This window comes from Cupriavidus sp. GW823-FHT07A04, assembly GCF_058794615.1.
The window spans coordinates 12,755-31,904 of sequence record NZ_JBXAHA010000020.1 but is presented as its reverse complement, the minus strand read 5'-3'; the positions used below and the strand labels follow the sequence as shown (position 1 = coordinate 31,904).

Here is a 19,150-nt window from a genome sequence, read left to right as displayed (position 1 = left end):
CTTGTTTCTGTAAGTTTATTCTCGCAACGAATCAATGATTGCTAATCACGATACGATTCATCGATGCGATCAATTTCACGGGTCAGTGCTGCGAACACATCTTCGCCCGCGCCGAACTTGGGATTGAATTGCAGCGAGTCGCGCGTGCACTTGCGCTGGACCTCTTCGAGCACCGGCAGCGCCGCCCCCATGGCCAGCGTGGCCAGCTGGATCTCGCAGGCGCGGTTGAGCAGCCAGAGCGTGGAAAAGGTACGCGCAATGCTGTCACCCCAGGCCAGCAGGCCATGATTGCGCAGGATCACAGCGGGCTTGTCGCCGATATTGCGCACCAGGCGCGGCCCTTCGTCTTCGTGCACGGTGATGCCCTCAAACGGATGGTAGGCCACCTTGTCGAACAATTGCGCTGCGTAAAAGTTGCTCATCGACAGGCCCTGCGCCGAACAGGCGACCGCCATGCCCGCCGTGGTGTGCGTGTGCATGACGCAATGCGCGCCCGGGATGCCGGCGTGGATGGCCGCATGCACAGTGAAGCCGGCCGGGTTGACCGGCCAGCGGCTCTCGCCGATGACCTGCCCCGCCAGATCGATCTTCACCAGGTTGGAAGCGGTCACCTCCGCATAGCGCAGGCCGAAGGGATTGATCAGGAAATGGGGATTGCTGCCATCGCCGCCAGCCTCCGGCGGCAAGCGCAAGGTGATGTGGTTGTAGATCAGCTCGGTCCAGCCCAGCCGGTCGAAGATGCGGTAGCAGGCGGCGAGCTTGACGCGCGCCTCCCATTCCGCCGGATGACAGTTGGCAACAGCCATGCAGGTCTCCTCTCGCGTTGCTTGCGGCGTCGGTGCGCGCGCTTCCGGAATGCGGTTCAGGTGGGGTCGGGCCAGGATGCTAGCGCGGGAAAAACCATGCCGCTGCCCGATTGATTACCATGTTAATGATTTTGCAGGACTGGTCAAGCCGGGGGCTACCCGCGTGCGCCGGCCTGACGGCCGGGCAACCAGCAACGCCTCAGCCTCAAGGCAGCGTGTTGCGCATGATCAGCAGCCACGGCATGTGCGAGTTGGTCACGCTGTCGATCATGCCGGAGTCACCGAGCTCGATCAGCTCCATCGACACCGATTGCTGGACATTGCCGCCGATGGCCTTGACCAGGTGTGCCGCCGGGTCAACCTCGACCACGATGTCGCAGTGCATGGGCGTGGTGCCAAAGCCGATCTCGGCCACGCTGTCGAGGTACTTGTCGCGCCCGCGCGCGGCGCAGATCACATCGCCCGGGCGGGGCATGGCGGGCAACGGCTCGATGCGGAACGCCGGCGCGGGCAAAATGCCGTCGCGCGCGTCCACCACGTACATCGAGTGCGAATCGCCGGTCAGGAACTGGCGGTCGTCCAGGCCGGCCTTGCGCATCACCCAGGAAATAAACACAGCAGACCAGGCCCAGTTTCCCTGGGTGATCTGGCGGCAGGTGACAGCCTTGCCCACGATGGCCCAATAGCGTTGGGCGAGCTTGCAACCCTGGGGCGTGGCCTCCATGCCGGTGCCATCGGGAAAGCGCAGGCAGGCTGACTCGCTGCCATCCTCTTCCTCGCGATCGGCGGAGCGGTCCGCGGCATCCACACCATCCTCATTGGCCCCCGCCACCGGCATGCCGGGCAATACAGGCGCCGGTAGCGGGCTGTCGGCCACGCACGCGGTGTCGTCGCGGCCCAGGCGCACGGTCTGGCCACCCCAGCGCTGCCACTCCTGCCAGGCGATCTCGACGATGCGCTGGCGCTGCGTGGCGCCGGACGTTGTCACGGGTCTCTCCGTATCGGGGAGGGGGGTCGCCTGAGGCCGGGCGGGCGGAGAAGGCGTGGTGCAACCCGAGACCAGCGCGAGCGCCATCAGCAGGCGCAGGCCAAGCCCTCGTGCCTGTGGAAAATTTTGTGGGAAACGTTGTGAATAAAGCTGTGGAAATCTGCCGCGCGGCGAACGAAGGTGCATGAGAGGCCTACTGAGCAGGACGCCCTAGACCCTTGTATTTACAGAGAGAAGGCGCCGATAGGGCACGATCTTACCGGGCTGGCGGAGGGTGCGGCGTATACGGCGAAGCGGCAGGATAACCGCGGGTCAAACACTGTGGATAACGCGCCCCGCCTGGCGCTCACCCATGCCATCAGGCAACTGGTGGCGGCACGGCGGGGTTGATCCAACGGGGCTGGCACGAAACCGCCCGCGGGACTCACTGGTTCACTGCGTCCTTGAACTTCTGGCCAGCCTTGAACTTGACGGTCTTGGCGGCTTCGACCTTGATTTCTTCGCCGGTGCGGGGGTTGCGCGCCATGCGTTCGCCGCGCTCGCCCTGGCTGAAGGTGCCAAAGCCGATCAGGCTCAGGGTGTCGCCCTTGGCCACGGCCTCCATGATGGCGCCAAGCGTCACGTTCAGCGCTTGTTCTGCCTTGGCTTTGGTCAGGCCGTCCACGCCGGCCGCGATGGCGTCGATCAGTTCGGTTTTCGTCATGCTTCACTCCGTGTCGAGTTGATAAAACAAGGACGCCTGGCTGGGCCGGCGCACTGCGCACCGGCGCCGGCAAAGGCGCCGCGGGCCACATCATACCGTGTCGGGCCATGCCAACCGGGAACAGATTGTTACAGCGCATCCTGCTCCAGGCCGCGCTGGCTGGGGCTTTGTGGGGATTCGCGGGGATAGGCAGGGCCTTCACCGGCGTCAGGATGCGCCTCAGGCGAGTTAACACGCCCAGGTGTCCCAGAGGGCATCCACGCCTGAAAAACGGCTCAAATCGCCTTGTAGGCCCTCTCAGGGGCATTGCATCGCAGAAGCGCAGTCCGGTGCGTATAGGGCGAAATCGCTCTGATGCCCGGGCCTCGGGCGTGTGCCAGCGGCAGTTGGCCGGCGCGCAGCGACTATCCCGGCCCGTGAAGGGGCCTGACAGGCGCTGTGGGCGATTCTTTCGCTGGAGCCGAGCTGCGGGGACTGCGCACCCACCGCAGCGTAGCAACGAGGCTCAAGGGGCTTCCAGGCAAGATATGCACTATTGTGCATGGTGCTCGATAGGCAAGCGCGGCCGGCATCCCGGGGCTATTCGCGTCATGCATGCGCCGACCGGGGGGCAAACGGTGCGCGTTTACGCGCCAGGCGGCGCGGACGTATACCGCGACCAAGCGGCACGTATACGACGTCCGTCCAGCATGGCGACGGGACGTATACGCACTCTTTCTCGTCAAAAAAACCATGGGAGCGGGCCAGTAAACCGTGCCTCGGCCAGCAAATTCCTTCTGCTCAAAAAAGAAGCCACGTCTGAAGCGGCTCTTCAGCCATTTATTTTTTGCCTGGTTCTCTTTGCTCGCCGATAGCAGGACGCAGTCCTTTCTGTTTACTTCTTTCTTTAATGTATACAGATAGTAGTAGTAGGTAAACGGCGGCCCTTTCTGTGGATAACCCAGTAAACGATTTTAAAATCAGTGTGTTGTAAGAAGCAGAAGTGGTGGGACCCGGTGTTGGCGGACGTGGATGACTTAGCCTTTTGGTGGAGGGGGTCGGGCGCAACCCTCCGACTTATGCCTGATGCATCCCCATGCCAACCCCAGGCAGCCCACATGAATTGCATGTCTTTATCCCCAGATTTTTGCCGGGTTATCCACAGGCGATCGACGGGGTTTCGGTTGTATACGTAAACGCCGAAGCGCTGATTGAGGCTGTTTTTGATGATGGGCCTCCCCGTAAACCAGTGCGCCGTATACCTGGCTCGGTGTGTGCAGGTTCAGGCGGGCTGCGCGTATACGGCTATTTGCCGGCAAGGGGATGCCGCGGTCAATATGGGCAGGTATCATCGCCATCGCGCCCGGGCGGCGCGCAGCCACGCGGGGTGGCAGGCAGGCGGATCTATACGGGATGGCACATGGCGGAACAGGCAAAGCAAGAGGAATTGAAGCAGGAAGAGACTGAGGCGAAAGACGCCAAGCGCGTCAAGAGTCCGAAGGAAGGCAAGCGCAAGACCGCGTCCGACCGCGTTGAAGTGCGCCGCTCGGGGGTGCATGGCAAGGGCGTCTATGCGAACGCGCCGATTGCCGAGGGCGAGCGCATCATCGAATACAAGGGCGAGCACATTTCTTGGAAGGAAGCGCTCAAGCGCCATCCGCATGATCCGGCGGATCCCAACCATACCTTTTACTTCAGCCTGGAAGACGGCGACGTGATCGACGCCAAGTTCGGCGGCAACCGCGCGCGCTGGATCAACCACGCCTGCGAGCCCAATTGCGAGGCGCGCGAGAAGAAGGGGCGGGTGTTCATCCACGCGCTGCGCGACATCGCCGGCGGTGAGGAGCTGTTCTATGACTATGGGCTGGTGATCGACGCGCGCTACACCAAGAAGCTCAAGAAGGAGTTCGAGTGCCGTTGCGGCAGCCCGAAATGCCGCGGCACCATGCTGGCGCCGAAGGAAAAAAAGGCCAGGTAGAGCGCTGGAATAGAGAGGGGCGAGCCGCTTCGCGGCTTGTCCTGCCTCAGGCCGTCCCCGCGGCCTCGCACGGGATGCGGATTACAAAGCGCATGCCGCGCACCTCGGCCTCCTCGCCGGAGGCGGGCACATCCTCGATGCGGATGGTGCCCTGATGCAGGCCGATGATCTCATGCACGATCGCCAGCCCCAGGCCCGCGCCGCCGGGCGGTTGCGCCGGTGCATTGGGCCCCGGCGTATGGTCGCCGCGGAAGAAGCGCTTGAAGACTTCCTCGCGGCGCGCCAGCGCAATGCCGGGCCCGTTGTCTTCCACCATCACCACCGCCATGCCGCGATGGCCGAGCGCCTCGCCGCCGGCGCGCACGGTGATGCGCCCGCCAGGCGGCACGTATTTCACGGCATTGTCGATCAGGTTGCTGAGCGCTTCGCGCATCAGCAGGCGGTTGCCGCGCACCGTCGAGGGCGCCGCGCCGGTAAAGGTGGGGCCGGGCAAGGTCTCGAAGCCCAGGTCGATCTGGCGGGCCAGCGCCTGCGGCACCCACTCGGCGCCGGTCTCGAAGGCCAGCGTGGCCAAGTCGAAATGCTCGATCGGGCCCAGCCGCTCCAGCGATAGTCCGGGCTCCGCACGGGCCAGCGAGAGCAGCTGGTTGGACAGGCGCACCGCGCGGTCCGCCGCCGATTGCAGCTCGCGCAGCGCGTGGTCCGTCACTGCGGGATCCACCGACTGCACCGCGCGGTCGGCATGCAGCTTGACGGCGGTCAGCGGCGTGCGCAACTGGTGCGCGGCATCGGCGATGAACTTGCGCTGCGCGTCCAGGGCATCGCGCAGCCTGGCCAGCAGTGCGTTGAGCGCGCGGATCAGCGGCTCCACTTCGGCCGGCACCTGGGTTTCATCGAGCGGCGCCAGCGAGCGCGCCGTCTGGCGATTGAGCTTGTCGGTGAGGATCTGCAGCGGCACCAGCTCTTCCTTGAGCACGTGCGAGAGGATCAGGCTGCCTACCACCAGCAGCAGGATCAGCGGCACCGAGACCGAAAGCAGGATCTCGTTGGCGGCGGTCTCGCGCCGGTCCAGCAGCTCGGCCACTTCCACCACGATGGGCCCGCGCGGGACGCGCCCGGCCTCGCTGGTGGCCAGTTCATCCGAGGCTGGGCTGGGCAGGTTGACCGGCAGCCGCACGGCGCGCACCTGGCGCCCGCTGAACCAGGCGTAGAAGAGCCGCGCATCGTGCAGCGAGGTTTGCCCGGTGCCGTAGCCCAGCCAGGTATCCATGCCGCCGATCAGCCCGTCGGGGCCGTGGATGCGCCAATAGATGCGGTCGGTGCCTTCGGCCTCGACCAGCGTCTGCGCAATCATCGGGATGTCTTGCTCCAGCCGGGGGCCGGCAATGCGGATCTGCTGGGCGATATTGTTGGCCACGCCATACAGCGCGCGGTCGAATACCTGCGTGGTGTAGTGCGCCGCCAGCCAGTAGGAGAGCGAGCCGCTGGTCAGCACCAGCGCGAACAGTGGCGTGGCCAGCGCGCGCAGCAAGTGCACGCGAAGGCTTTGCGTGGAGGCCGAGCGTGCGGATGGCGTCGCGGCGGCCGTTGGGGCTTTGCCGGATGCGCCGCTGGTGGCATCGGTCAGGGCCTTGGGAGGCTGGGTAGGACGTGGGCGCAGCCACATGGCGGGCTTCTCCCTGGGCGCGGCGTCAGGTGCCGGCGCGGATCTGCAACAGGTAGCCGAAGCCGCGCACGGTCACGATCTCCACGTCGCATTCTTCAAGCTTCTTGCGCACGCGGTGCACGTAGACCTCGATGGCGGTATCGCCGACCGTGTCGCCGCCTTCCCCTGCGGGATGGGCGAAAGTGGCGAGGTGGTCCTGCAGCTGCGCCTTGCTGACCACACGGCCCTGGCGCTGCAGCAGCAGCTCCAGCACGGCGAATTCGCGCGGCGAGAGCTCCAGCGGCTTGCCATCGATGAACATGCGGCGGTCGTTGCCCGACAGGCGTAGCCGGCCGAGCCGCACGTCGCGCTCGGGCGCGGCCTCGCCGTGCTGGCTGCGGCGCAGCAAGACGCGCACGCGCGCCTCCAGCTCGGGCAGGGCGAAGGGCTTGACCAGGTAGTCGTCGGCGCCGGCGTTCAGGCCGGAGAGCTTGTCTTCGAGTTCGTCGCGCGCGGTCAGGATGATGACCGGCGTGGTGCGGTTGCGGGCGCGGTAGCGCGCCAGCAGGGTCATGCCGTCGATGCCGGGCAGGCCCAGGTCGAGGATCACCAGGTCGTGTTGTTCGCGCAGCAGGTGCTCGGTGGCGTAGACGCCATCGTGCACCACGCGCACCTGATGGCCGGCTTGGGCCAGGCCGGCTTCGACGCCACTGGCGATCTGACGGTCGTCCTCGATCAGAAGGATACGCATGGTGGCAGGCTGGGAGGCTGGAAAGGGATCGGGAGAGTAACGAAAGTTACAAACGGTCAGCCACCGATTGTACAGCGCACGACCGCCAGCGAGCTTTCGGTTTGCCTACAGTCTCCAGCGTGTCCCGCCTTGCCGCATGCGTACTCAGGCTTTCGCCAGCGAAGCAGCCGCGCGGTCCATGAAGGCGGCCAGGTCGGTGTCGCGCCGGGTCAGGCCGTTGGCGTCATGGGTGGACAGGGTGACGTCGACCCGGTTGTAGACGTTGAACCACTCCGGATGGTGGTCGGCCTTTTCCGCGGCCAGCGCCACGCGCGTCATGAAGGCGAAGGCAGCGTTGAAGTCGGCAAAGGTAAAGCGCTTGTGGATCGCATCGCGGTCATCGACGGTGCTCCAGCCGGGCAGGCTGGCCAGCAGCGGTGCACGTTCTTCAAGCGTTAGGGGCACGACAGGCGCAGGGGACATGATGGGCTCGATGGTCGAAAAGGAAGTTGGCAAGGGTCAATGCCGGCCCGCCGGCTCGGCCTCCCGGCCCTTGCGATGTGCATTGAGGCGGAGGCGGAGCGGGCACGCCGTCATTGTTTCACAAAGGGCGCGCGCGGGTAGCGAGGGTAGCGCGTGTCAGACGTCGTCGCTGTCGGCCCAGCCTTCGCGCGAGCCGCGCTGGAGCACGAGGTCGGATTGCCCCACGTCGCCCGCGCCCAGCGTGGGCTGTGTGCGCAGTTCCTCATACAGCGGCGCAAAGTCGGGGCGGGTGGCGTCGAACAGTTGATCGAAGCTGTCGATCACGAAGTACGTCTTCTGGAAAGTGTCGATGCGGTAGCGCGTGCGCATGATGCGCCGCACATCGAAGCCGATGCGGTTGGGGCTGGCCGAGTCCAGGCTGTAGATCGATTCGCCCTGGCTCGACAGGATGCCCGCGCCGTAGATGCGCAGGCCTTCCGGTGTGCGGATCAGGCCGAATTCCACGGTGTACCAGTACAGCCGCGCCAGCATGTCGAGCGCGCCCAGCGAGGCGGCCTTGAGCCCGCCCTTGCCGTAGGCCTCCATGTAGTTGGCAAAGACCGGGTTGATCAGCAGCGGCACATGGCCGAACACATCGTGGAAGCAGTCGGGCTCCTGCAGGTAATCGAGCTGCTCGGGCTTGCGCATCCACCAGCTGGCGGGAAAGCGGCGGTTGGCCAGGTGCTCGAAGAACACGGCATCCGGCACCAGGCCGGGCACCGCCACCACCTGCCAGCCAGTGGCGCGCATCAGGGTTTCGTTGAGCTGGTCGAAGCTGGGCACGCGGTCGCGCCCCATGCCCAGCGTGGACAGGCCTTGCAGGAACTCATCGCAGACGCGGCCGCGCAGCATCGAGGCCTGTCGGTCATAGAGCTTGGCCCACACCGCGTGGTCGGTGTCCGTATAGCGGTCCAGTGGCTGCGCGATGGTGAAATCGGGGCGCAATTCCTGGCCGGACAGCAGGCCGGCGTCGAATTGTTCCTTGAGCTTGTCGGTCAGGGTGCCGGAAAAGCTGGCCTGGGCGTCGCCAGCGTGGGTGGCGGTAGCCATTGCGTCCATGATGTTTTATCTCCTGCAGATTTACCGCACAGTTTAGCGAGGAGGTGACGCGAATGGCCCGCAAAAGCGGCTTGGTTTCGTCAGGTGATGCATCAAGTACGCAAAAATTTGGTATTGTTTGCGGGAAATATGCGCGGGTGCGCTGCCAGTGACAATCGGCGTGCCGACAGGCGGCGGCGGGGGTAGCATTCCTACCCGCAGGCCTGGTGCACAACAAGAAGCGATTCCGACTCGACTAACGCGTCGAACGTGTCCAAGGCGACCGAAGCGACCGAAGCGACATGACTATGATCAATCTCGACCCATTCGACCTCGCGCTGCTGGCGGCGTTGCAGACCGACGGCCGCTCCACCCACCAGCAGCTCGCCGAGCGCATTCATCTCTCACCCAGCCAGATCGGGCGTCGGCTCGCGCGGCTGGAGGCCGACGGCGTGATCACCGGCTACCGCGTGGTGCTCTCGCCGCCATCGCTCGGGCTTGGCGTGCTGGTGTTCACCAGCGTCAAGCTGGCCCATCACGGCGACACCATTGTCGAGCGCTTCCGCGAGGACATCCTGCTGCTGGAAGAAGTGCAGGAGTGCTACTCCGTGGCGGGCGAGGCCGACTACCTGCTGCGCATCATGGTGCCCGACCTGCCGACGCTGGCTGAATTCACGATGAAGAAGCTCATGCGCGTGCCGGGTGTGGAAAGCGTGCGTTCCAACATCGTGCTGACCGCGCTCAAGCGCGACGGGCCGTTGCCACTGTCGCATTTGCGCTAGCCGGCGGGCCGCTCGCAGCGCGCGCGGGCTTGCGCTTGCCATCGGCGCATGTCACCCTCGCCGGGTGCCGTAATCGGGAGGGGGCAGGATGACGCAGATCGTCGCGCGGATGGACAAGCGTGAGAGACGTGAGATACGTGGGTACTGGTGGGCCGCCGCGGCCTGCCTGCAGGCAGTGTTGGCGACGATGCCGGGCTCCGGCCAGGCAGCGCAGGTGGTCCGCTTCTCGCCGGAGGGCGAGGTCGCTCGCGTGCGGCAGGTGGCGATCCGCTTCGACGAAGCCATGGTTCCGCTGGGCGACCTGCAGGCGAGCCCGCCCGCCACGGTGTCCTGCAAAGGCAGCGCGATCACCGGACAGGCACGCTGGATCGACGCGAAGAACTGGGCATTCGATTTTGCGCGCGACCTGCCGCCAGGCGTCAAATGCACGGTGCGCATGGTGGCCGGCCTCAAGAGCGAGGCCGGCAAGGCATACACCGGCAAGCCGGAGTATCGCTTCGAGACCGGCGGGCCCACCGTGGTCTCCGCGCGTCCCGGCGGCGGTGAGATCGAAGAGGACCAGGTCTTTGCGCTGCGCTTCAACGGCCCGGCCACCGCCGACTCGGTGCGCAACGCCACCTGGTGCCAGGCGCAAGGCCTGGGCGAGCGCATTCCCGTGCGTCTCGTCGCCGGCAAGGAGCGCGACGCCGTGCTGGGCGCGCTGCACTGGAAGCTGAAGGCCGACGAGGTGGATGCCGTCCACCTGCTGGCCTGCCAGCAGCGCCTGCCGTCCGGCGCACGCATGCAGCTGGTGCTGGGCAGCGGCGTCGCCACGCCTTCGGGGCTGGCCACGCGCGACGAACGGCGCTTCGACTACACCGTGCGCGAGCCCTTCACCGCGAGCTTTACCTGCGAGCGAGAGCGCGCGCAGTCGCCCTGCACGCCATTGCGGCCGATCTCGCTGTCGTTCTCCGCGCCGATCTCGCGCAAGGACGCCGAGCATATCCTGCTCAATACGCCGAAAGGCCCGCGCGCCCCGCAGTTCGAGCCGGAAGCGGCGCGCGACGCGCCCGTCAGCAGTGTCAGCTTCAAGCCACCCTTTGCCGAGAAGGCCGAGTTCACGTTGTCTGTACCCGCTGGCCTGAAGGACGACAGCGGCCGCGTGCTGTCCAATGCCGAGCTCTTCCCGCTCAAGGTGGGCATGGCCGCGATGCCGCCGCTGGCGAAATTCTCGGCCGCGCCGTTCGGCGTGCTCGAGCGTTTTGGCGAGCTGCCCAAGGGCAAGCCAGCGGCCGACTATCCGGCGCTGCTGCCGGTGACGCTGCGCAATGTCGAGGCCGACCTGCCGGTGCAAGGCGTGCGCGCGCAAGCCGGCACGGTACGCCGCCTGAAGGTGGACGACGATGGCGCGGTACTGCGCTGGTACGGGCTGGTTCGCCGGCTGCACGAAGGCAGCTGGACGCGCGGCGAGCTTGATGCCATTCTCGCCGGCCGCTCGCCGTCCGCGGTCAACAACCCGCGCAATGCGCCTTCCATCGAGACCCGCTCCATCTCGCTGCTCGATGGCGTGGCCGGTGCGCGCAAGCTCGCCATTCCGCAACTGGTTGAGCCGGGCGGCAAGGCGCCACGCCCGTTCGAGGTGGTCGGCATTCCCCTGCCCGAAGCCGGCTTTCATGTGGTGGAGATCGCTTCGCCGATGCTGGGCGAGGCGCTGCTCGGCAAGCCGGCGCCCATGTACGTGCGCACCGCCGCGCTGGTGACCAACCTCGGCGTGCATTTCAAGCTCGCGCGAGGCCCCGGCAAGATGACCGCGCTGGCGTGGGTCACTACGCTCGACGATGGCAAGCCGGTGGCCAACGCCGCGGTGGCGCTGCGCGATTGCAGCGGCAAGCTGCTGGCCTCGGGCCGCACCGATGCCGCCGGGCTGGCGAGTTTCAACGGCCTGGACGACGTGCGCGAGCGCAGTTGCGACGACACCGGGCTGTCCGGCTATTTCGTTTCGGCACGCATCGCCGCGGACCATCCGCAGGCACGCGGCCAGGCCGACATGGCCTTCGTGATGTCCGACTGGAACCAGGGCATCGAGAGCTGGCGCTTCAACGTGCCGACCGACACCAGCGCGGTGCCGGACGTGCGCGTCCACACCATCTTCGATCGTACCTTGCTGCGTGCCGGCGAGACCGTGTCGATGAAGCACATGATCCGCACCGAGACTGCGAATGGCTTCGCATTGCCGGGCGCGGGCGATCCCTTGCCAGAGAAGCTGGTCATCCAGCATGAAGGCAGTGGCCAGACTTACGAGCAGCCGGTGCAATGGCGCAGCACTGCTACCGGTGGGCGCAGCGCCGAAAGCACGTTCGCGATTCCCGCGGCGGCGAAGCTGGGCGTCTATACGGTGTCGTTCAGCGATGCGAAGGACCGTGTGCTGGACAGCGGCAGCTTCCGCGTCGAGGCCTTCCGCCTGCCGGTGCTGGCGGGCACGCTCAAGGCCGGCGGCGGCGGGGCGCTGGTGGCGCCGCCCGAGGTGCCGCTCAACCTGGAAGTGCACTACGTGTCGGGTGGCGGCGCGGCAGGCTTGCCGGTGCAGGTGTCGGCGCTGCTGCGCGACAAGTACGTGCGCTTTGCCGACTACGACAGCTATGCCTTCGCCCCGCCGCGCAAGCCGCAAAAGGACAGCAGTGGCGATGAGGACGAGGGCGAGGACGGCAATGCGCAGCGCGACGACGCGCAGAAGCTGGTGGCCGACAAGCTGCCGCTCAAGCTCGACAAGAACGGCGGCGGCACGCTGACCCTCAAGAACATGCCGCGGCTCGAGGCACCCAAGGACCTGGTGGTGGAGTCGGGCTTTGCCGACCCCAATGGCGAGATCCAGACGCTGCGCCAGACCGTGCCGATGTGGCCGGCGGGTGTGGTGGCAGGCATCCGCACCGAGAGCTGGGTCTCGGTCAAGCAGAAGCTTCCCGTGCATGCCGTGGCGCTCGATCCGCAGGGGCGGCCGCAGGCCAACGTGCCGATCTCGCTGCGCGCGCAGGTGCGCATCACCACCTCGGTGCGCAAGCGCGTGGTGGGCGGTTTCTATCGCTACGACAACCGCAACGAGAACAAGGACCTGGGCATCGTGTGCGAGGGCCGAACGGATGCGCAAGGCCGCATGCAATGCGACGTGACGCTGCTCGAGGCCGGCCAGGTGGAACTGATCGCGCAGGCTCGGGATAACGCGGGACGTGTATCGCAGGCCGCCACCTCGGTCTGGGTGACGCGCCAGGGCGAGCTGTGGTTCGGCGGCGAGAACAACGACCGCATCGATCTGCTGCCCGAAAAGAAGGCCTACGCGCCGGGCGAGACCGCCGTGTTTCAGGTGCGCATGCCGTTCCGCCACGCCACCGCGCTGGTGGCGGTGGAGCGCGAGGGGGTGCTGGAGACCAGCGTGGTGGAGCTCAACGGGCGCGATCCCACGGTGCGGGTCAAGGTAAGGCCGGAGTGGGGCCCCAATGTGTATGTGTCGGTGCTGGCGTTGCGTGGACGCTTGCGCGAGGTGCCCTGGTATTCGTTCTTCACCTGGGGCTGGCGCCAGCCAACCGAGTGGTGGCAGGCGTTTCGCAGCGAGGGCCGCGAGTACGCCGCGCCGAGCGCGCTGGTGGACCTGTCCAAGCCGGCATTCCGCCTCGGGCTGGCGGAGATCCGCGTGGGCAACGAGGGCTACAAGCTCGACGTGAAGGTGACGCCCGACAAGACGAGCTACCCCGTGCGCGGCAAGGCGCAGGTAGCGGTGCAGGTGAAGCTGCCCGACGGCAAGCCTGCCGCCAATGGCGAAGTCGCGCTTGCCGCGGTGGATGAAGCCCTGCTGGAGCTGATGCCGAACACGAGCTGGGATCTGCTCGACGCCATGCTGCGCCGGCGCAGCTATGGCGTGGAGACCGCCACCGCGCAGATGGAAATCATCGGCCGGCGCCACTATGGCCGCAAGGCCGTGCCGGCGGGCGGCGGCGGCGGCAAGAGCCCGACCCGCGAGCTGTTCGATACCTTGCTGCTGTGGAATCCGCGCGTGCAGCTCGACAGCGAAGGGCGCGCCACGCTGACGGTGCCGCTCAACGATTCGCTCACGCGATTCCGCATTGTGGCCGTGGCCGACCTGGGCGTGGGCCGCTTCGGCAATGGCAGCGCCACCATTGCTGCCACGCAGGACCTGCAGCTGATCTCGGGACTGCCGCCGCTGGTGCGCGAGGAAGACCGCTATCGCGCCATGTTTACGCTGCGCAATACCACGCAGCGCGCGATGACGGTGCAGGCCGTGGCGCGTGTGAGCCCGCCGGGACAATCCGCGCAGCCGCAGGCGCTGGCCGCGCAGACAGTAGAGATTCCCGCGGGCGAATCGCGCGAGGTCGGCTGGGATGCGGCCGCGCCGCTGTTGCCGGCGGGCTCGTCGGCCCAGGACGGCATGGTGCAGTGGGAGGTGGAAGCGACCGAGGCCGGCAAGACGGGCGGCGCCAGCGACCGCGTCAAGCTCTCGCAGCAACTGGTGCCGGCGGTGCCGCTCACCGTGCAGCAAGCCACGTTGGCGCAGCTCGCGCCAAACCTGTCGGTGCCGGTACGCGCACCGCAGGGCGCGCTGGCCGATGGCGCGGGCCAGCCTCGCGGTGGCCTGCAGGTGAACCTGCAAGCCTCGCTGGCAGGCGGCATGCCGGGCGTGCGCGAGTGGTTCCGCAACTATCCGTTCTCGTGCCTGGAGCAGCGTGCCTCGCGCGCGATCGGGCTGGGCGATGCGGCGCAGTGGAATGCACTGACTACGCAACTGCCCGGCTATCTCGACAACGACGGGCTGGCCTCGTATTTCCCGCTGCAAAACGACGGCAACGCCGGCAGCGAGGTGCTGACCGCCTACCTGCTGGCGGTGTCCGACGAAGCCGTGCGCGCGGGGCTGCCGCTGCGCCTGCCCGACGAAACGCGGGCCCGCATGGAAAGCGGATTGGCCGCGTTCATCGAAGGCCGCATCAAGCGCGAACGCTGGGCACCGACGCAGGATCTGGAAGTGCGCAAGCTGGCCGCGCTAGAGGCGCTCTCGCGCAGCGGGCACGCGCAGGCGCGCATGCTGGGTTCGATCCAGATCCTGCCGGCGCAGTGGCCCACCTCCGCGCTGCTCGACTGGATTGCCGTGCTGTCGCGCGTGCAGGATATCCCGCAGCGCGACGAGCGCCTGGCGCAAGCGCAGCAGATCCTGCGCTCGCGGCTGACCGTGCAAGGCACGCGGCTGGCGTTTTCCACCGAGCGCGACGACAACTGGTGGTGGCTGATGAGCGGCGGCGATCTCAACGCCGCGCGCCTGCTGGCCTTGTCGCTCGACCTGCCCGGCTGGAAGGACGAAAGCGCGCAACTCGCTACCGGCTTGCTCGGCCGGCAGATGCGCGGCGCCTGGGGCACGACCACGGCCAACGCCTGGGGCTCGCTGGCGATCACGCGCTTTGCGCAAGCCTTCGAGAAGACGCCGGTGTCGGGCGCCACGCGCGTGACGCTGGAGGGGGTGCCCGATGCATCGCGCAGCTTCGACTGGGCGCGCGCCGGGAAGGTGGATGGCGTGGCAAGCGGCAGCATCAGCCTGCCGTGGCCACGCGCGGGCGAGTCCGCCACGCTGCAGGCCGTGCAGCAAGGCGCCGGCAAACCCTGGGCCACGGTGCGCGCGCTGGCGGCGGTGCCGCTGGCCGCGCCGCTCTCGGCGGGCTACCGCATCACGCGCAGCGTGACGGCGGTGGAGCAGGCGGTGGCCGGCAAGTGGTCGCGCGGCGACACGTATCGCGTGAAGCTGGAGATCGATGCGCAGGCCGACATGACCTGGGTGGTGGTGAGCGACCCGGTGCCCGCCGGCGCCACCATCCTCGGCAGCGGCCTCGGGCGCGACTCGGAGATCGCCACGCGCGGCGAGCGGCGCAAGGGTGCATGGCCTGCGTTCACCGAGCGCACGCCGCAGGCCTTCCGTGAGTATTACGCCTACATGCCGCGCGGCAGTGCCACGGTGGAATACACCGTGCGCCTGAACAATGCCGGCGAGTTCGCTTTGCCGCCCACCCGGGTCGAGGCGATGTACGCGCCGGATGTATTCGGCGCGCAACCCAATGCCAGACTGACCGTAGGAGCACGCCCTTGAGCTGGCTTGCAATGATGATGCCCGCGCGGGTGCGCGAGTGGTGGCTGGCCGGCACCATGGCCGGCCTGGTCTACGGCGGCCTGCTGGTCACCGTCGCGATGGACTCGCCGCCCGGCGCGCCGTTGAACGGGCAGATCGCCTTCCAGCCTTTGTGGAAGACTGCCATGGCGCTGCTGCTGGTACGCGCCGCGCACTTCCATCCCTTGCGCCGCGAGCGGCGCTGGCTGATGGCGGCGCTGCTGTTCTCCGCGCTGGGGGACTTTCTGTTGGCGATGCCGTGGCTGTCATTCTCCTTCATCGGCGGCCTTGGGGCTTTCCTGATCGCGCACTTCGCTTACCTCGGCTTGTTCGTGCCCATGGCGGGCGACGGGCGCGCGCATCGCCTGATTGCTTGCGGTGTGGTCGTGGGCGCGGCCGGCGTGATGCTCGCGCGCTTCTGGCCCAATCTGGGCACGTTGGCGGTGCCGGTCTCGGTCTATGTCGGCGCGCTCGCGGCGATGGCCTGCGCCGCGTTGCTGGCGAAACTGCCGACGCCGCTGGCGGCAATCGGTGCGCTGTGTTTCGCCGTGTCTGACGGCTTGCTTGGCACCGCCCGGTTCCTCGTGCCGTTCGATACCTTTGCGCTCGGCATCTGGTGGACCTACGCGGCCGCACAAGTGCTGCTGGTGGCCGGCGTGGCGGCCGGGCGGGACAAATGAAGGCGGGCCTGCGCGCGCTAGCCGTGATGGCCTGCGTGGCCTGTGCGCCCGCGCATGCGCTTGCGCTTGCGTCCTTCGACAGCGTGCGCGCCAGCTGGCGCAGCGCGGATGTGGTGGTGCTCGACCGTCATGGCGAAACCCTGTCCCGCGTGCGCGACGATTTCCGTGCGCGCCGCGGCGACTGGGTCACGCTGGCGGAGATATCGCCCGCGGTGCGCACCGCTATCGTGCTGTCGGAGGACCGCCGCTTTTATGCGCACAGCGGCGTGGACTGGCAGGGCGTCGCCGCTGCCGCGTGGGCCAACCTGTGGAACACGCGCACACGCGGCGCCTCCACCCTGACCATGCAGCTCGCCGGCTTGCTCGACGAGGACCTGCGGCGAGCCGACGGCGGCCGCAGCGCGAGCCAGAAGATGGCGCAGGCCGTGCGTGCGACGGCACTGGAGCGCAACTGGAGCAAGGACCAGATCCTCGAGGCGTATCTCAACCTGGTGCCGTTTCGCGGCGAGCTGGTCGGCCTGTCCGCGCTGTCGCAGGCGCTGTTCGGCAAGTATCCGAGCGGCCTCGACGCACGCGAGGCGGCGCTGGCGGTGGCGCTGGTGCGTGCGCCCAACGCGCGTGCGCCGCAGGTGGCGCAGCGCGCGTGCGGCATCCTGCGCGAGCAACAATTGCCCAAGGCATGCGATGGGCTGGACGGCTTCGCGCAACTGGCGCTGCTGCGCAGCGGCGCCAGCACCACGGGCACGACATCGATGCCGAACCTCACGCCAAACCTCACGCCAAACCTGGCACCGCATCTGGCGCGCTTGCTGGTGTCGCAAGCCCGCGGCGCCGGCCCGGTGCCTGCCACCATCACGTCCACGCTCGATGCCGGCCTGCAGCGCATCGCCACGGCGAGCCTGGGTCGACATCTGCGCGAGCTTGCCGGGCGCAATGTGGAAGACGGCGCCGTGGTGGTGATCGACAACGCGAGTGGCGACGTGCTGGCCTATGTGGGTTCGTCTGGCGCGTTGTCGGCGGCCGCGCAGGTCGACCACGCGGCCGCGCCGCGCCAGGCCGGATCCACGCTCAAGCCGTTTCTCTATGAGCAGGCGCTGGAGGCACGGCGGCTGACCACGGCATCGCTGCTGGACGACCGGCCTGTCAACCTGCCCACGGGCGGCGGCGGGGGTCTCTATGTGCCGCAGAACTATGACCGGCAGTATGCGGGCTGGGTGAGCATGCGGGCCGCGCTGGCGTCGTCGTTGAACGTGCCCGCGGTGCGCACGCTGGTGATGGTCACGCCGTATCGCTTTCACCAGCGGCTGACCGCGCTCGGCTTGCCGCTGGCGCAGGCCGGCGATTACTACGGCTACAGCCTTGCGCTGGGCAGCGCCGATGTGCCGCTGGTCGCGCTTACCAATGCCTATCGCGCCTTCGCCAACGGTGGGCGTTTTGCGGGCGTGCGGCTGCGCGCCGATGCACCGCCAGTGACCGTGCGCGCGGTGATGTCGCCTGCGGCAAGCTATCTGGTTGCCGACGTGCTGTCGGATCGCCACGCGCGGGCGCGCACGTTTGGCCTGGACAGCCCGCTGACCACGCGCTTCTGGACCGCGGTCAAGACGGGCACGTCGAAGGACATGCGCGACAACTGGTGCGTGGGCTGGTCGCAGCGCTACACGGTTGGCGTGTGGGTGGGAAACGCCAGCGGCGCAAGCATGCATGAGGTCTCGGGTGTGTCCGGCGCCGCGCCGGTGTGGCACGAGATCATGGAGGCGCTGCACCGCTCGGTGCCGAGCGTGGCGCCGGCCATGCCCGCCGGCGTGGAGCGTGTGCCGTTGCGCTTCGCCGACGATCTCGAGCCCGCGCGCGATGAGGTCTTCCTCGCGGGTACCGCCATGCGCGTTGTCAACATTGCCAGCGCGGATAGCGTGCGTGCCACCAAGGATCGCGTCACTGCCATCGCCAGCCCTGCCGACGGCACCGTGTTCGCGCTCGATCCCGATATCCCGCCGGCGGCGCAGCGCGTCTGGTTCCATGCCGAGGGCGTCAGCGGACAGACCGCGCGACGCGTGAGCTGGCGCATCGACGGCAAGCCGCTGGGGCGCGGCGGCCAGCTCTCCTGGCTGCCCTGGCCGGGCCGGCACGAAGTGGAGTTGCTGGATGCCGCGGGCAAGGTGGTTGACCGTATCGGCATCGAAGTGCGCGGCGCCGTAGCCAAGGCGCCGCGCCGCTGATTACGCTGGCGCGAGCGGTGCGCGCGCCTTGAGGAAGTCGACGAACACGCGCAGCTTGGCCGGCATCAGCAGGCGGCCCGGGTAGTAGAGGTAGAAGCCATCGAACGGCGGCAGCCAGTCGTCCAGCACCGTGACCAGCTGGCCCGAGGCGAGAGGCGCGTGCAGCAAGGCCTCGAACTCGTAAAGCAGGCCGAGCCCGGCGAGCGCTGCCTGGTGCAGCAGGGCCTTGTCATTGGCGATCAGCGCGACGCCGGTATCGACCGTGGCCTGGCGCGCGGCGTGCATGAACTCCCAGCGATAGACCTGGCCCGCGGGGCCGAAGCGGTAGTGCAGGCAGGCATGCGCCTGCAGGTCGCGCGGCAGCTTCGGCTCGCCATGGCGCGTGAAGTAGTCCGGCGTGCCGGCCACCACCATGCGCATCGGGCCGGTGATGGGAATCGCCACCATATCGCGCTGCAGTGCTTCGCCCAGGCGCAGGCCTGCATCGAATCCCTCCGCGATCAGGTCGGTAAAGCGGTCGTCGACGGCCACGTCGACGCAGATCGACGGATAGAGCCGCATGAACTCCACCAGCACCGGTTGCAGCGCGGTGGCCGCAGCCGAGTATGAGGTGGTGATGCGCAACGTGCCGGCGGGCATTTCGCGCTGCTGGCGCGCGTCGTCGGCCGCAGCCCCGATCTCCGTCAGCGCGGGCTCCACGCGGGCCAGCAGCGCGGCGCCGGCTTCGGACAGGCCGACCCGGCGCGTGGTCCGTTGCAGCAAGCGTACGCCCAGGCGCTGCTCAAGCTGGCGGATGGTCTGCGAGATGGCCGATGGGCTGACCGCCAGCGCGGCGGCGGCGGCGGTGAAGCTGCCCAGGCGCGCCACGCGGACGAAGGCGGCCATGGCGGGCAGCAGGTCGGGGTCAAGGGAGACGTCAGGCTTCATGGTGCGGCGAGAGTAGCATG

13 protein-coding genes are annotated in these 19,150 nt (G+C 67.6%); 5 read left to right on the top strand and 8 right to left on the bottom strand.

The window, feature by feature from the left end:
- Positions 1 to 41: 41 nt before the first annotated feature.
- The 3 genes from AC1Q7Q_RS29985 to AC1Q7Q_RS29975 form a co-directional block, all read right to left on the bottom strand.
- Positions 42 to 806 carry a class II aldolase/adducin family protein gene (locus AC1Q7Q_RS29985; RefSeq protein ID WP_492375416.1) on the bottom strand — a complete coding sequence of 255 codons (765 nt, stop codon included), beginning with the start codon at positions 804 to 806 and terminating at the stop codon, positions 42 to 44.
- A gap of 205 nt (positions 807 to 1,011) precedes the next feature.
- Positions 1,012 to 1,980 (bottom strand): DUF2272 domain-containing protein, encoded by a 969-nt coding sequence (locus tag AC1Q7Q_RS29980; protein WP_492375417.1) that lies wholly within the window; start codon positions 1,978 to 1,980, stop codon positions 1,012 to 1,014.
- A 238-nt stretch (positions 1,981 to 2,218) separates the two neighbouring features.
- Positions 2,219 to 2,497 (bottom strand): HU family DNA-binding protein, encoded by a 279-nt coding sequence (locus tag AC1Q7Q_RS29975; RefSeq protein ID WP_006162250.1) that lies wholly within the window; start codon positions 2,495 to 2,497, stop codon positions 2,219 to 2,221.
- A 1,399-nt stretch (positions 2,498 to 3,896) separates the two neighbouring features.
- On the opposite strand from AC1Q7Q_RS29975, the gene AC1Q7Q_RS29970 reads away from it, so the two are divergent.
- Positions 3,897 to 4,454 carry an SET domain-containing protein gene (locus AC1Q7Q_RS29970; protein WP_492375431.1) on the top strand — a complete coding sequence of 186 codons (558 nt, stop codon included), beginning with the start codon at positions 3,897 to 3,899 and terminating at the stop codon, positions 4,452 to 4,454.
- 46 nt (positions 4,455 to 4,500) lie between these two features.
- Here the strand turns inward: AC1Q7Q_RS29970 and AC1Q7Q_RS29965 are convergent, their stop codons facing one another.
- The 4 genes from AC1Q7Q_RS29965 to phhA form a co-directional block, all read right to left on the bottom strand.
- On the bottom strand, positions 4,501 to 6,120 hold the full coding sequence (locus tag AC1Q7Q_RS29965) for a sensor histidine kinase (protein WP_492375418.1): 1,620 nt from the start codon (positions 6,118 to 6,120) through the stop codon (positions 4,501 to 4,503).
- A 25-nt stretch (positions 6,121 to 6,145) separates the two neighbouring features.
- Positions 6,146 to 6,850 carry a response regulator transcription factor gene (locus AC1Q7Q_RS29960; RefSeq protein ID WP_043350877.1) on the bottom strand — a complete coding sequence of 235 codons (705 nt, stop codon included), beginning with the start codon at positions 6,848 to 6,850 and terminating at the stop codon, positions 6,146 to 6,148.
- Positions 6,851 to 6,994: 144 nt separating this feature from the next.
- On the bottom strand, positions 6,995 to 7,312 hold the full coding sequence (locus tag AC1Q7Q_RS29955) for a 4a-hydroxytetrahydrobiopterin dehydratase (protein ID WP_253929198.1): 318 nt from the start codon (positions 7,310 to 7,312) through the stop codon (positions 6,995 to 6,997).
- Between the two features lie 156 nt (positions 7,313 to 7,468).
- Entirely contained in the window at positions 7,469 to 8,401 is a 933-nt protein-coding gene (gene phhA, locus AC1Q7Q_RS29950; protein ID WP_441635869.1) for a phenylalanine 4-monooxygenase, read from the bottom strand.
- Between the two features lie 290 nt (positions 8,402 to 8,691).
- Here phhA and AC1Q7Q_RS29945 point away from each other — a divergent pair, with 290 nt between their 5' ends.
- The 4 genes from AC1Q7Q_RS29945 (at position 8,692) to pbpC (ending at position 18,203) form a co-directional block, all read left to right on the top strand.
- The gene (locus AC1Q7Q_RS29945; RefSeq protein WP_150987569.1) at positions 8,692 to 9,171 is read left to right on the top strand and encodes an Lrp/AsnC family transcriptional regulator; all 480 of its coding nucleotides are present in this window, start codon (positions 8,692 to 8,694) and stop codon (positions 9,169 to 9,171) included.
- Between the two features lie 109 nt (positions 9,172 to 9,280).
- A complete protein-coding gene (locus AC1Q7Q_RS29940; RefSeq protein ID WP_492375432.1) occupies positions 9,281 to 15,289 on the top strand; it encodes an alpha-2-macroglobulin family protein in 6,009 nt (2,002 codons plus the stop codon).
- On the top strand, positions 15,286 to 15,987 hold the full coding sequence (locus AC1Q7Q_RS29935) for a lysoplasmalogenase (RefSeq protein ID WP_441635822.1): 702 nt from the start codon (positions 15,286 to 15,288) through the stop codon (positions 15,985 to 15,987). The genes AC1Q7Q_RS29940 and AC1Q7Q_RS29935 overlap by 4 nt, the downstream gene beginning before the upstream one ends.
- Complete coding sequence (gene pbpC, locus AC1Q7Q_RS29930; protein ID WP_492387244.1) at positions 15,984 to 18,203, top strand: penicillin-binding protein 1C; 2,220 nt, start codon at positions 15,984 to 15,986, stop codon at positions 18,201 to 18,203. The genes AC1Q7Q_RS29935 and pbpC overlap by 4 nt, the downstream gene beginning before the upstream one ends.
- Here pbpC and AC1Q7Q_RS29925 read toward each other — a convergent pair whose 3' ends face one another.
- A complete protein-coding gene (locus AC1Q7Q_RS29925) occupies positions 18,204 to 19,130 on the bottom strand; it encodes a LysR family transcriptional regulator (protein ID WP_492375420.1) in 927 nt (308 codons plus the stop codon).
- Between the last annotated feature and the right edge of the window lie 20 nt (positions 19,131 to 19,150).